Annotated in this window: 10 protein-coding genes; all 10 read right to left on the bottom strand. The window is 74.0% G+C overall.

Going from position 1 to position 13889, the window contains the following annotated elements; all coding sequences use genetic code 11:
• Positions 1 to 150: 150 nt before the first annotated feature.
• The gene (locus tag E4P41_RS12165) at positions 151 to 1638 is read right to left on the bottom strand and encodes a glutamate synthase subunit beta (protein WP_135141520.1); all 1488 of its coding nucleotides are present in this window, start codon (positions 1636 to 1638) and stop codon (positions 151 to 153) included.
• 101 nt (positions 1639 to 1739) lie between these two features.
• On the bottom strand, positions 1740 to 6395 hold the full coding sequence (gene gltB / locus E4P41_RS12160; RefSeq protein WP_245177291.1) for a glutamate synthase large subunit: 4656 nt from the start codon (positions 6393 to 6395) through the stop codon (positions 1740 to 1742).
• Positions 6396 to 6721: 326 nt separating this feature from the next.
• Positions 6722 to 7684 carry a prolipoprotein diacylglyceryl transferase gene (gene lgt, locus E4P41_RS12155; protein ID WP_135141519.1) on the bottom strand — a complete coding sequence of 321 codons (963 nt, stop codon included), beginning with the start codon at positions 7682 to 7684 and terminating at the stop codon, positions 6722 to 6724.
• Entirely contained in the window at positions 7681 to 8505 is an 825-nt protein-coding gene (gene trpA, locus E4P41_RS12150) for a tryptophan synthase subunit alpha (protein ID WP_135141518.1), read from the bottom strand. Before trpA ends, lgt begins: the two co-directional genes overlap by 4 nt.
• A 73-nt stretch (positions 8506 to 8578) precedes the next feature.
• Positions 8579 to 9928, bottom strand: coding sequence for a tryptophan synthase subunit beta (gene trpB / locus E4P41_RS12145; RefSeq protein ID WP_135141517.1), 1350 nt, complete (start codon positions 9926 to 9928; stop codon positions 8579 to 8581).
• 193 nt (positions 9929 to 10121) lie between these two features.
• A complete protein-coding gene (trpC, locus tag E4P41_RS12140) occupies positions 10122 to 10931 on the bottom strand; it encodes an indole-3-glycerol phosphate synthase TrpC (protein ID WP_209307680.1) in 810 nt (269 codons plus the stop codon).
• A 174-nt stretch (positions 10932 to 11105) separates the two neighbouring features.
• Entirely contained in the window at positions 11106 to 11762 is a 657-nt protein-coding gene (locus tag E4P41_RS12135; protein ID WP_135141516.1) for a Trp biosynthesis-associated membrane protein, read from the bottom strand.
• Positions 11759 to 13255, bottom strand: a complete 1497-nt coding sequence (locus E4P41_RS12130) for an anthranilate synthase component I (protein ID WP_135141515.1) — start codon at positions 13253 to 13255, stop codon at positions 11759 to 11761. Before E4P41_RS12130 ends, E4P41_RS12135 begins: the two co-directional genes overlap by 4 nt.
• Positions 13242 to 13616 (bottom strand): phosphoribosyl-AMP cyclohydrolase, encoded by a 375-nt coding sequence (gene hisI / locus E4P41_RS12125; RefSeq protein ID WP_135141514.1) that lies wholly within the window; start codon positions 13614 to 13616, stop codon positions 13242 to 13244. The genes E4P41_RS12130 and hisI overlap by 14 nt, the downstream gene beginning before the upstream one ends.
• A 36-nt stretch (positions 13617 to 13652) precedes the next feature.
• Positions 13653 to 13889 (bottom strand): hypothetical protein (locus tag E4P41_RS22140; RefSeq protein ID WP_167761054.1); only part of this gene is annotated, 237 nt, incomplete at its 5' end.

Here is a 13889-nt window from a genome sequence, read left to right as displayed (position 1 = left end):
ACGGGGTCTGCCCGACGAGGGGACCGGACCTGGCCGCGGTGCGGTCCGGAGGACCGCGATGTGACGGCGGCCCTCCGGAGGACCGCAATGTGACGGCGGCCCTCCGGAGGACCGCAATGTGACGGCGGTCCTCCGGAGGAGCGCGATGTCCTAGTGCAGCGCCACCGCGGTGGGCGTCACCGGGCGCGGCAGCATCGACGAGCCGGTCAGCCAGGTGTCGACGGCACCGGCGGCGGCCCGGCCCTCGGCGATCGCCCACACGATGAGCGACTGGCCGCGGCCCATGTCGCCGGCCACGAAGACGCCGGGGACGGTGGACATGAACTCGCCGTCGCGGGCGATGCCGCCGCGCGCGTCGAGCTCCACGCCCAATGCGTCGACCAGGCCCGCCCGCTGCGCGCCGGTGAAGCCCATGGCGAGGAACACCAGGTCGGCCGGCAGCTCGCGCTCGGTGCCCTCCACCTTCTGGAACCGGCCGTCGACCCGCTCGACGTCGTGGATGAGCAGCGCGCGGACGTTGCCCTGCTCGTCGCCCAGGAACCGCTCGGTGTTGACCGAGTACAGCCGCTCGCCCCCCTCCTCGTGGGCGCTGGAGACCCGCATGACCATCGGGTAGGTCGGCCACGGGTTGTTGTCGGCCCGGCGGTCCGGCGGCGCCGGCATGATCTCCAGCTGGGTCACCGAGAGCGCACCCTGCCGGTGGGCGGTGCCCAGGCAGTCCGCGCCGGTGTCACCGCCGCCGATGATCACCACGTGCTTGCCCTTGGCGTCGATCGGCGGCTCGTCGAGCTCGCCGAGCGCCTGCCGGTTGCCGAACGGCAGGTACTCCATCGCCAGGTGGATGCCCGCGAGCTCCCGGCCCGGAGCCGGCAGGTCACGGCCGATGGTGGCGCCACCGGCCAGGACGACGGCGTCGTACTCGGACCGCAGCTGCTCGACGGTCAGGTCGCCGTCCCGGCCGCTGCCGACCTCGACGCCGGTGACGAACCGGGTGCCCTCGGCCCGCATCTGGTCCAGCCGCCGGTCGAGGACGGCCTTCTCCATCTTGAACTCGGGGATGCCGTAGCGGAGCAGCCCGCCGACGCGGTCGGCCCGCTCGAAGACGGTGACGTCGTGCCCGGCACGGGTCAGCTGCTGGGCGGCGGCGAGTCCGGCCGGCCCGGAGCCGATGACGGCGACCTTCTTGCCGGTGTGCTCCTGCGGGGGCACCGGCCTGACCAGGTCGCGCTGGAACGCCTGGTCGATGATCTCCCACTCGATCTGCTTGATCGTGACCGGCGACTCCTGCAGGTTCAGCACGCAGGAGCCCTCGCACGGCGCCGGGCACAGCTTCCCGGTGAACTCCGGGAAGTTGTTGGTCGCGTGCAGCCGCTCGATGGCCTCGGTCCAGTCGTCGCGGCGGGCGAGGTCGTTCCACTCCGGGATCAGGTTGCCCAGCGGGCAGCCGTGGTGGCAGAACGGGATGCCGCAGTCCATGCACCGGGCGGCCTGCTGGCGCACCGCGGGAACCGGGAAGACGGCGTCCTCACCGTTCTGCCGGGAGAGGTAGACGTCCTTCCAGTCCAGGATGCGGACGTTGACCGGGCGCCGCGGCGGCAGCGCCCGCTCGTGCTTGAGGAATCCGGTCGAGTCAGCCACGTGCGGCCTCCATGGTCGTGGCGAGATCTGCACATTCGTGGTCCTCAGCGACCTGAAGGGCACGAGTGTGCAGATCTCGCGGGTCGTGGAACAGCACCGGGTCAGCCACGTGCGGCCTCCATCACTGCCCTGTCGACGTCGGTTCCGGCGGCCTCCGCGGCCCGCCGGGCCTCGAGCGCGCGCCGGTAGTCGCGCGGCATGATCACGCTGAACCGCTCGGACCAGCGGCCCCAGTCGGCCAGCAGCGCGGCGGCCACCGGCGACCCGGTGTCCGCGGCGTAGCGGACCAGCACGTCGCGCAGCCACTGCGCGGACTCGCCGTCCAGCGGCTCGACGTCCACCATCTCGCCGTTCACCCGGCGCCGGGCCAGGTCGAGGACGTAACCGATGCCGCCGGACATGCCGGCTGCGATGTTGCGGCCGGTCGGGCCCAGGATCACCGCGCGCCCGCCGGTCATGTACTCGAGCGCGTGGTCGCCCACGCCCTCGACGACGGCCAGCGCGCCGGAGTTGCGCACGCAGAACCGCTCGCCGACCCGGCCGCGGAGGAAGACCTCGCCCGCCGTGGCGCCGTAGCCGATGACGTTGCCGGCGACGACGTTGTCCTCGGCGGCGAAGGTCGCCTCACGCGCCGGGCGGACGACGATCCGCCCGCCGGACAACCCCTTGCCGACGTAGTCGTTGGCGTCGCCGAACAATCTCAACGTGACCCCACGGGGAATGAATGCCCCGAAGGACTGCCCCGCCGACCCGGTGAACGTCAGGTCGATCGTGCCGTCGGGCAGACCCTCGCCGCCGAAGCGCCGGGTGACCATCGAGCCGAGCATCGTGCCGACGGTGCGGTTGACGTTGCGCACCGGTAGCTCGAGACGAACCGGCCGCGCGTCGAGCAGCGCGCCCTCGCACAGCTGGATCAGCGTCTGGTCGAGGGCGACGTCCAGGCCGTGGTCCTGGTCGCGCACCTTGTGCCGGGCGGCGCCCGAGGTCTGCTCCGGCACGGCCAGCATCTTCGACAGGTCCAGTCCGGCGGCCTTCCAGTGGTCGACCGCCCTGCGGGTGTCGAGCAGCTCGGCGTGGCCGATCGCCTCGTCCAGCGAGCGGAAGCCCAGCTCGGCGAGGTACTGGCGGACCTGCTCGGCGAGGAACTCGAAGAACGTGACCACGAACTCCGGCCGCCCGATGAACCGCTTGCGCAGCTCCGGGTTCTGCGTCGCGACGCCGACCGGGCAGGTGTCGAGATGGCAGACGCGCATCATCACGCAGCCGGACACGACCAGCGGAGCGGTGGCGAAGCCGTACTCCTCGGCGCCCAGCAGCGCGGCGATGATCACGTCGCGGCCGGTCTTCATCTGCCCGTCGGCCTGGACGACGATGCGGTCGCGCAGCCCGTTGGCCAGCAGCGTCTGCTGCGTCTCGGCCAGGCCCAGCTCCCACGGCGAGCCGGCGTGCTTGAGCGAGGTCAGGGGTGCTGCACCCGTTCCGCCGTCGTGGCCGGAGATGAGGACGACGTCGGCGTGGGCCTTGCTCACGCCGGCCGCGACCGTCCCGACCCCGACCTCGCTGACCAGCTTGACGTGGACCCTTGCTGCGTCGTTGGCGTTCTTCAGGTCGTGGATCAGCTGCTTGAGGTCCTCGATCGAGTAGATGTCGTGGTGCGGCGGCGGGCTGATCAGGCCGACGCCGGGCGTCGAGTGCCGGGTGCGGGCCACCCACGGGTAGACCTTGGCGCCGGGCAGCTGGCCGCCCTCGCCGGGCTTGGCGCCCTGGGCCATCTTGATCTGGATGTCGTCGGCGTTGACCAGGTACTCGCTGGTGACGCCGAACCGGCCGCTGGCCACCTGCTTGATCGCCGAGCGGCGCAGGTCGCCGTTCGGGTCGGGGAAGAACCGGTCGGGGTCCTCGCCGCCCTCGCCGGTGTTGGACTTGCCGCCCAGCCGGTTCATGGCGATCGCCAGGGTCTCGTGCGCCTCCTGGGAGATCGAGCCGTAGCTCATCGCCCCGGTCTGGAAGCGCTTGACGATCTCGCTGGCGGACTCCACCTCCTCCAGCGGCACGGGCGGGCGCACACCGGTCTTCAGCGAGAACAGGCCGCGCAGCGTCGCGGCCTCCTCGGAGAGCTGGTCGACGGTGTCGGTGTAGCGCTGGAACACGTCGAACTGCCGCGCGCGGGTGGCGTGCTGCAGCAGGAACACCGTCTCGGGGTTGAACAGGTGCACCTCGCCCTCGCGGCGCCACTGGTACTCGCCCCCGGTCTCCAGCCGGCGGTGCGCGCGCTCGGTGGGGTTCTCCGGGTAGGCGCGGCGGTGGCGCATGGCCACCTCCTCGGCGAGGACGTCGATGCCGACGCCGCCGAGCGGAGAGGAGGTGCCGGTGAAGTATTCGTCGACGATCTCCTGGGAGAGGCCGACCGCCTCGAAGATCTGCGCCATCGTGTACGAACCGACGGTGCTGATGCCCATCTTGCTCATGACCTTGAGGACGCCCTTGCCCAGCGCCTTGACCATGTTGCGGTTGGCCTGGGCCGGCTGGATCCCGGTCAGCACGCCGTCGCGGATGAGGTCCTCGATCGACTCGAACGCCAGGTACGGGTTGACCGCGGCCGCGCCGTAGCCGAGCAGCAGCGCGACGTGGTGCACCTCGCGGCAGTCACCGGACTCGACGACCAGGCCGACCTCCATGCGGGTCTTCTCCCGCACGAGGTGGTGGTGGACCGCGGCGGTCATCAGCAGCGACGGGATCGGCGCACGCGTCTCGTCGCAGTCCCGGTCGGAGAGCACGATGATCCGGGCACCGGCGGCGATGGCCTTGCTGACCTTGCCGCGCAGCTGCTCGATCGCCTCGGCCAGCGCCTTGCCGCCACCGGTCGCGTCGAAGTGGCCGGTGATCCGGACGGCGGCGAAGCCCGGCAGGTCGCCGTCGTCGTCGATGTGCAGGATCTTGGCCAGCTGGTCGTTGTCGATGACCGGGTAGGGCAGGTGCACCTGCCGGCAGGACGCCGGCATGGCGTGCAGCAGGTTCTGCTCGGGCCCGAAGGTGCGCCCCAGGCTGGTGACCAGCTCCTCGCGGATGGCGTCCAGCGGCGGGTTGGTCACCTGCGCGAACAGCTGGCCGAAGTAGTCGTAGAGCAGCCGCGAGCGGTCCGACAGGGCGGCGACCGGGGTGTCGGTGCCCATCGAGCCGATCGGCTCGGCGCCGGTGGACGCCATCGGGGTGAGCAGGACGCGCAGGTCCTCCTCGGTGTAGCCGAACAGCTGCTGCCGGCGGACGACGGACTCGTGGCTGGGCCGGGCGCGGCGGCGCTCGGGCAGCTGCGGCAGGTGCACCAGGCCGGCGTGCAGCCAGTCCTCGTAGGGGTGCTCGGCCGCCAGCGCGCCCTTGACCTCCTCGTCGGAGACGATCCTCCCCGCCGCCGTGTCGACGAGGAACATCCGGCCCGGCTGCAGCCGGCCCTTGGCGACGACGTCGGCGTCGGGGATGTCCAGGACGCCGACCTCGCTGGCCAGCACCACTCGGTCGTCCTTGGTGTGCCACCAGCGGCCCGGGCGCAGCCCGTTGCGGTCGAGGACGGCACCGATGAGCGTGCCGTCGGTGAACGCGACCGCGGCCGGCCCGTCCCACGGCTCCATGATCGAGGCGTGGAACCGGTAGAAGGCCCGGCGGGCCGGGTCCATCTCGTCGTGGTTCTCCCACGCCTCCGGGATCATCATCAGCACCGCGTGCGGCAGCGAGCGCCCGGACAGGTGCAGCAGCTCGAGCACCTCGTCGAAGGTCGCCGAGTCGCTGAAGTCGCTGGCGATGGCCGGGAAGATCCGCTCGAGGCCGAACTCGGAGGCCGGGCCGGCCGGGCCGTCGAACAGCTCGGTCGAAAGCTTCGCCTCGCGGGCCCGCATCCGGTTCCGGTTGCCCTTGATGGTGTTGATCTCGCCGTTGTGCGCGATCAGCCGGAACGGGTGGGCCAGCGGCCAGCTGGGGAAGGTGTTGGTGGAGAACCGGCTGTGCACCAGCGTGATCGCCGACGCGTAGCGCTCGTCGCGCAGGTCGGGGAAGAAGGCGGGCAGCTGGTCGGTGGTGAGCATGCCCTTGTAGGTGATCGTCCGGGACGACAGCGAGGTGATGTAGAGGGAGCTGCCCGCCTCGGTCGCGGCCCGCTCGGCGCGCTTGCGCAGCACGAAGGCCCGCCGCTCCAGCCGGGTGACCCCGTTGCAGACGACGCTGCCGCCGAAGGCGGTGGCGTCGGCGCGGGCGCCGATGGTCTCGGCGACGAACAGCTGCGCGAAGTGGGGCATGACCGCGCGGGCGGTGGGCCCGACGTCGGCGCCGTCCGGGTCGACCGGCAGCTCGCGCCAGCCGAGGACGGTCAGGCCCTCCTCGGCGGCGAGGCGGTCGACGTCCGCGCGCCGGGCGGCACGCTCGGTCTCGTCCACCGGCAGGAAGGCGATGCCGACGGCGTACTCGCCCAGCGGCGGCAGGTCGAAGTCGACCTCGGCGCGCAGCAGGGCGTCGGGGACCTGGGTGAGGATGCCCGCGCCGTCCCCGGAGTTGGGCTCGGAGCCGGCTGCGCCGCGGTGGTCGAGGTTGTGCAGGGCGGTGAGCCCGGCGGCGACGATCTCCCGGCTGGCGCGACCCTGGACGTCGGCGACGAAGGCGACACCGCAGGCGTCCTTGTCGTTGGCCGGGTCGTACAGGCCGTGCGCCGCGGGGACCGCGGAGAACGGCACGGCGGTGGGGGTCGCGGCGGGGGCGGTGGACTCGGACATGTCACTCCCGTCGTCGGCAGGCCGCCTGCGTCGCCGTCGGCGGTGACGGGAGCGGGGCGGGGGGCGTGGGGCCCGGCCGGTGGTCAGAGGGCAGAGGAGCGGGGCACTGCGGGAGGGCCGGTCGACGACGGTTCGCTGACCGTCGGGCTCGACCCGGCTGGGCGAGCACCGGAGGTGGTGCCCCGGTGCTGTCGTCCGCGGGGCGGCGCTGGCCCGGTTCCGACGCGTGCGACCCCGCCAGGATCGCTGTGGGGCCCGGCCAGAAGGGTACACAGAGGTGACCCGGTTCTCGCACCGCCGGAACACCGCCCGAGGACGCGTCTCCCTCAGGTCTCCTCGTGTCGCCGGCGGGGGCCCTCACCAGGCTCTTCGCCGTCGCCGGGCCCCTCCGTGCCGGGGGCGACCGCGGGGGCCGCGTGGTCGCGGGAGGCCGCGGTGTCGGCAGCGTCACGTCCCCGCGTGATCACCTCACGGGGCCGCCCGCGCTGCCAGACCATGTACGCGGCCGCGAGCAGCCCGACGACGACGGCGGTGTAGACGTTGAGCCGGACGCCGAAGATCGTCTCCGCGGGGTCGGTGCGCAGCAGCTCGATCCAGAAGCGGCCGGCGCAGTAGAGCGCGACGTAGAGCGCGAAGGCCCGCCCGTGGCTGAGCCGGAAGCGGCGGTCGGCCCACACCACGACGGCCGCCGCGGCCAGGTTCCACAGCAGCTCGTAGAGGAAGGTCGGGTGGAAGGTGCCGAGGACGACGGGTTCGCCGGCCGGGCCGACGACCGCCCGGGTGCCGGTCCACTCGTAGATGGTCAGGGCCCACGGCAGGTCGGTCGGGCCGCCGTAGAGCTCGTTGTTGAACCAGTTGCCCAGCCGGCCGATGGCCTGGGCGACCAGCAGCCCGGGGGCCAGCGCGTCGCCGAAGGCCGGCAGCGGGATGCCCCGGCGGCGGCAGGCGATCCAGGCGCCGACCGCGCCGAGGGCGATGGCGCCCCAGATGCCGAGGCCGCCCTCCCAGATGGCGAAGGCCCGCAGGGGGTCGCCGCCCTCGCCGAAGTAGGGATCGGGACTGCTGATGACGTGGTAGAGCCGCCCGCCGACGATGCCGAACGGCACCGCCCAGACGGCGATGTCCAGGACGTCCTCCGACGCCCCGCCCCGGGCCACCCAGCGGCGCTGGGTGATCAGGATCGCGGCGACGATCCCGGCGATGATGCACAGCGCGTAGGCGCGGATGGGGAACGGGCCCAGCTCCCAGACGCCCTGGGTGGGGCTGGGGATCGCGGCGAGGACGTTCACTGCACGGCCACCGGACGGCGGACGCCCTCGGCCAGGTCGCCCGAGAGCGCTCGGACGCCTGCCGGACCCGTCCCGTCGAGCATCCGCCGCACGTAGGCAGAGCCGACGATGACGCCGTCGGCGAAGCCCGCCACCTCCGCGGCCTGGTCGGCGTTCGAGACGCCCAGCCCGACGCACACCGGCAGGTCTCCGGCAACCGGGCGGGTGCGGGCGACCAACCGCTCGGCGGCATCGCTCACCGTCGCACGGGTGCCGGTGACGCCCATCGTCGAGGCGGCGTAGACGAAGCCACGGCAGGCCGCGACCGTGGCCGCCAACCGGGCGTCGGTCGACGACGGCGCGACGAGGAACACCCGGTCCAGGTCCGTTCGATCGGTGGCGGCCAGCCACGGGGCCGCCTCGTCGGGGATCAGGTCGGGGGTGATCACGCCCGCTCCCCCGGCGGCGGCCAGGTCGTCGGCGAACCGGTCGACGCCGTAGTGCTCGACCGGGTTCCAGTAGGTCATCACCACGGGGACCGCGCCGGCGTCGGCGACTGCGCGAACCGCCGCGAAGACGTCCCGCAGCCCCACACCTGCGCGAACCGCGACATCCATGGCTTCCTGGATGACCGGCCCCTCCATGCCGGGGTCCGAGTACGGGACGCCGATCTCCACGATGTCAGCCCCACCCACCCCACCGGCGTCCGCCCCGCCCTCGACGAGCGCCACCATTGCCTCGATCGAGCCCGGGACGTCGGGGTAGCCGACCGGCAGGTAGCCGATGAGGGCCGCCCGCCCCTCGGCGCGGGCGGCCCGGATCCTGCGCTGCAACTGGCTCACGATGCCTCCTCGCTAACGCTCGTCGACCTCGCTCGCCGGGCTGCCATGTCCATGCGTGAGCTCGCGAGCTCGCTCACGACGACTCCCCCGCGTTCTGCCCGGCCACGGCCTCGTCGTTGCTCACGGCGCCCTCGGTGGGTTGCTGATCGGTGTCCAGGCCGGCGCCGGGCTCCGCGTGTTCGCGGTCGCCGAGGCCGAACCAGCGCGACGCCGTCTCGACGTCCTTGTCGCCGCGGCCGGAGAGGTTGACCAGCAGCAGCGCGTCCGGTCCGAGTTCCTTGCCGAGCGTCAGCGCCCCGGCCAGGGCGTGCGCCGACTCGATCGCCGGGATGATGCCCTCGGTGCGGCAGAGCAGGGCGAAGGCCTCCATGGCCTCGGCGTCGGTGACCGCCCGGTACTCCGCCCGGCCGATGTCGTGCAGGTGGGAGTGCTCAGGGCCCACGCCGGGGTAGTCCAGGCCGGCGCTGATCGAGTGCGACTCGATCGTCTGCCCGTTCTCGTCCTGCAGCAGGTAGGAGCGGGCGCCGTGCAGCACCCCCGGCGTCCCGCCGGTGATGGTGGCCGCGTGCCGGCCGGTGTCGACGCCGTCCCCGCCGGCCTCCAGGCCGATCAGGCGGACGCCCTCGTCGGGGACGAAGGCGGTGAAGATGCCGATCGCGTTGGAGCCGCCACCCACGCAGGCCAGGACGGCGTCGGGCAGCCGGCCGGCCCGCTCGAGGACCTGTGCCCGAGCTTCGTCGCCGATGACCCGCTGGAAGTCGCGGACCATCTCCGGGAACGGGTGCGGCCCGGCGACGGTGCCGAAGACGTAGTTGGTGGTCTCGACGTTGGTGACCCAGTCGCGGAACGCCTCGTTGATGGCGTCCTTGAGGGTGCGCGAGCCGGTGGTCACCGGGACGACCTCGGCGCCGAGCAGCCGCATGCGGGCGACGTTGAGCGCCTGGCGACGGGTGTCCTCCTCACCCATGTAGATCGTGCAGGACAGCCCCATCAGCGCCGCCGCCGTCGCGGTGGCCACGCCGTGCTGGCCGGCGCCGGTCTCGGCGATGACCCGCTGCTTGCCGATCCGCTTGGTCAGCAGCGCCTGGCCCAGCACGTTGTTGATCTTGTGCGAGCCGGTGTGGTTGAGGTCCTCGCGCTTGAGCACGACGCGCGCGCCATCGGCGTGCTCGGCGAACCGCGGCACCTCGGTGATCGGGCTGGGGCGGCCGGTGTAGTCGCGCTGCAGCGCGGCGAACTCCGCGGCGAATGCCGGGTCGACCCGCATCGCGCGGTAGGCCTCGGTGAGCTCGTCGAGGGCGGCGACCAGCGCCTCGGGCACGAAGCGGCCGCCGAAGACCCCGAAGTGGCCGGTGGCGTCGGGCCAGCTCGGGCGCGCCGGCTCGAGTCGGTCCTCCGGCGGGGAGACGGCGCTCGTCGTCATGGGCCCAGTGTCCCGCGTCCGGGCGCCGGGGTGGTGGGGTGGGTCGGCAACACACTGGTGCCGGGGGTCGGCGCGGCGGACCGCCGGGTGCTGCACCAGCCCTCGCCGAGTGCTCTTGCGCTCGTCCCTGCGCTCTTGCGGTGGTGCAGCACCACCAGAGCGGGAGGAGGACCGCAGGAGTCGCGCGGCGGCGTCAGCGGGGGGTGTGCGGGGTGGCCGGGTGAGCGCCGGCCGTGACCAGGTCGGCGACCGCCTGGCGCGCGTCGCCGGCGGTCACGAGGCCCTCGCCGACGAGGACGGCGTCGGCACCGGCCGCGGCGTAGGAGATGAGGTCGTGCGGGCCGCGGACGCCGGACTCCGCGACCTTGACCACCTCCGACGGCAGGCCGGGCGCGATCCGCTCGAAGGTGGAGCGGTCGACCTCCAGCGTGGTCAGGTCGCGCGCGTTGACGCCGATCACCGCGGCGCCGGCAGCGAGCGCCCGGTCGGCCTCGGCCTCGGTGTGCACCTCGACCAGCGCGGTCATGCCCAGCGACTCCACCCGCTCCAGCAGGCCGACCAGCGCGTTCTGCTCGAGGGCGGCGACGATGAGCAGGACGACGTCGGCGCCGTGGGCGCGCGCCTCGTGCACCTGGTAGCTGGTGACGACGAAGTCCTTGCACAGCACGGGCACGTCGACCGCCGTGCGGACGGCGGCGAGGTCGGCCTGGGTCCCGCCGAAGCGGCGCCGCTCGGTGAGGACGCTGATCACCCGCGCGCCGCCGTCGGCGTACTGCCGGGCCAGCACCGCGGGGTCGGCGATGTCGGCCAGCGCGCCCTTCGAGGGGCTCTGCCGCTTGACCTCGGCGATGACGCCGACGCCGGGGGCGCGCAGCGCGGTCAGCGCGTCGAGGGGCGGGCGGGCGTCCCGGGCGGCGGCCTTGACCTCCGCCAACGGGGTGACCGCCTCCCGCGCGGCCAGGTCCTCACGAACTCCGGCGACGATCTCGTCGAGCACGGACACGAGTCCTCCCCGCTGCTGCTCGTTCTCCGCCCACGGGCTCGTCGTCCGCCCACCGGGCGCGGCCCCGGCCGGGACCCGATCCGTGGATCCACTCTAGAGGCGGCGGACCGCCGCGCTCCCCGCGGGTGCGGGCGCCACCCCGCCGGGGCGTGTGGACGGCGCGGTCCGGGGTAGTCAGCGCTGTTCCGTCGTTCCCGACGCCGGGTCGGTCGGGTCCTCACCGCGGTCGAGGGCGCGCCATGCGTCGAGGGCGCGGTCCTCCTCGGTCCGCGCACGGGCGGGGACCGGCGCCGAAGCCGCAGCCGGGCGCTCGTGGCGGCGGCCCAGACCCGGCCAGCGGCGCCCGCGCACCACGGCGAGGCCCCCGGCCGCCACCCCGAGGACGCCGGCGACGACGACGAGGGCGGGCAACGCCGCGGCGACGTCGGTGCTCAGCTCGCCGGCCGGGACGCCGAGCGCCCGCAGCCGGGCCGTGACCACGTCCAGCCCGGTGAGCACGCGCCCGCTGGACCACGCCAGCCCGGCCCCGGCCAGCACCATGACCACCCCGACCGCGACCCGGCCGACACCGCGCACCGCGAGCAGCGCACCGGCCGCCGCGAGCAGCACCAGGCCCGCGGCCGGGACGAGCGGCGCGGCCTCGCTGCCGGTGATGACCGCGCTGACCGGCGGCAGGGGTGCCGTCCGCTGCGCGGTCACCTCGGCCCACTCCTGCCCGCCTGCGGTGAGCGCCAGCGCAGCGGCGAGGACGGCGACGAGGACGGCGACGGCCAGCTCCCGGCGTCCGGACCTCTCGCCGGCCCGGGCCGGCTGCTCTCCGGCCGCGCTCACGGCAGCTCCCGCATTCCCTCCGCCGTGGCGATCGCCGAGAGCACCGCCCGCGCCTTGTGGCGGGTCTCGGCCTCCTCGGTGGCGGCGTCGCTGTCGGCGACGATGCCGGCGCCGGCCTGGACGTAGGCGCGGCCCTGGTGCAGCACCGCCGTCCGGATGGCGATGGCCATGTCGAGGTCGCCGCTGGCGTCGACGTAGCCGACGGTGCCGGCGTAGAGCGCCCGCCGGGTCGGCTCCAGCGACTCGATGATCTCCATCGCCCGCGGCTTGGGCGCCCCCGAGACGGTGCCGGCCGGGAACGTCGCGTCGAAGACGTCGAGGGCGTCCCACTCGGGGGCCAGCTCCCCGGCGACGGTCGACACCAGGTGCATCACGTGGCTGTAGTGCTCGATCCGCATGAGGTCGGGCACTTCGACCGTGCCCGGGACACAGACCCGGCCGAGGTCGTTGCGGGCCAGGTCGACCAGCATCACGTGCTCGGCGCGCTCCTTGGGGTCGGCGAGCAGGGCCTCGGCCAGCCGCGCGTCCTCCTCGGGGGTCGCGCCGCGCGGGCGGGTGCCGGCCGGCGGGTGGACGACGGCGGAGCTGCCGGTCACCGTGACCAGCGCCTCCGGCGAGGAGCCGACGACGTCGAACGGCGACTCCCGGCCGGCGAAGCGCAGCAGGTACATGTAGGGCGAGGGGTTGGTCGCCCGCAGCACCCGATAGAGGTCGAGCGCCTCGACGTGGGTGGCCATCTCGAAGCGCTGGGCCAGGACCACCTGGAAGGCGTCGCCGGCGCGGATGTGCTCGCGCACCCGCTCCACGCCGTCCTCGAAGACCCCTGGGGCCATGTTGCTCTGCACCGCCGGTGGCGGCGCAGTGGCGAAGGTGGCCACCCCCGGCGGCGCGGCCTTGGTCAGGTCGGCGGCCATCGCGTCCAGCCGGGTCACCGCGTCGTCGTAGCCGCTGCTCCCCCGCAGCGCGTTGGCGATGAGCAGCACCGTGCCGTCGGTGTGGTCCAGGACGGCGAGGTCGGTGACCAGCAGGAGCGCGAGCTCGGGCATGCCGAGGTCGTCGGCGCTGGTCACCGGCAGCCGCTCCAGCCGCCGGACGACGTCGTAGCCGAGGTAGCCGACCAGGCCGCCGGTCAGCGGCGGCAGGTCGGGGCGGCGCGGGGAGCGCAACCGCCGGGCCAGCGTCCGGACGGCGGCCAGCGGGTCGGCCGGCAGGTCGTCGGTGAGGCCGGGCAGCTGCTCGCCCAGCCACAGCGCGGCGCCGTCCCGCTCGGTGAGCACCCCGGCGCTGCGGACGCCGACGAAGCTGTACCGGCTCCACTGCTTGCCCTGCTCGGCGGACTCCAGCAGCACCGTGCCCGGCCGGTTGCCGGCGAGCTTGCGGTAGGTGCCGACCGCGGTCTCCCCGTCGGCGAGCAGCCGGCGGGTGACCGGGACCATCGGCTGGTCGAGGCCTGAGAACTCCTCCCGCGACGGGGACGTCTCACCGAGCCGCACGGGGAACCTCCAGCGGCCGGGAGAAGCAGCTGCGCGCGCCGGTGTGGCAGGCCGGCCCCTCCTGGTCGACGAGCACCAGCAGCGCGTCGCCGTCGCAGTCGAGCCGCACGTCACGGACCCACTGGCGGTGGCCGGAGGTCTCCCCCTTCACCCAGTACTCGCGCCGGCTGCGCGACCAGTAGGTGGCCCGGCCGGTGGCGAGGGTGCGGCGCAGCGCCTCGTCGTCCATCCAGGCGACCATGAGCACCTCGCCGGTGTCGTGCTGCTGGACGACGGCGGCGACCAACCCGGCCGGGTCGCGGCGCAGGAGCGCGGCGACCGCGGGGTCCAGGGTGGACTCGGCGGCGGGGACGGCGGACATGGGCCCGATGGTCCCACCCGGCGCCGGCCCGCCGGGTCACCGGTGCGGCGTCGTCCCCCTGTCGGTGTCGCCGGCGAACCAGGCGCGGGCAGGGCGGCCGACGGCGAGCCCCAGCGCGACCGCCGGTGCGGCGGCGAAGCAGAGGACGCCGACCAGCAGCGCACCCGACGGGTCCGGGCCGCTGATCTCGCCGAGGAGGGCCAGCAGGCGGACCGCCCAGTAGGCGGCCAGGGCCAGCTGGACGCCGAGCGCGGCGACGAGCGCCCACCGGGA

Origin of the sequence: Geodermatophilus sp. DF01-2 (assembly GCF_004571065.1) — a bacterium.
Lineage (GTDB): Bacteria > Actinomycetota > Actinomycetes > Mycobacteriales > Geodermatophilaceae > Geodermatophilus.
The sequence above is the reverse complement of the archived record's forward strand: the minus strand, read 5'-3'. Positions and strand labels throughout refer to the sequence as shown.

Coding starts and splice junctions, on each gene's coding strand:
- gltB (WP_245177291.1), bottom strand. CDS start 6,395: ATGTCCGAGTCCACCGCCCCCGCCGCGACCCCCACCGCCGTGCCGTTC.
- trpB (WP_135141517.1), bottom strand. CDS start 9,928: ATGACGACGAGCGCCGTCTCCCCGCCGGAGGACCGACTCGAGCCGGCG.
- hisI (WP_135141514.1), bottom strand. CDS start 13,616: ATGTCCGCCGTCCCCGCCGCCGAGTCCACCCTGGACCCCGCGGTCGCC.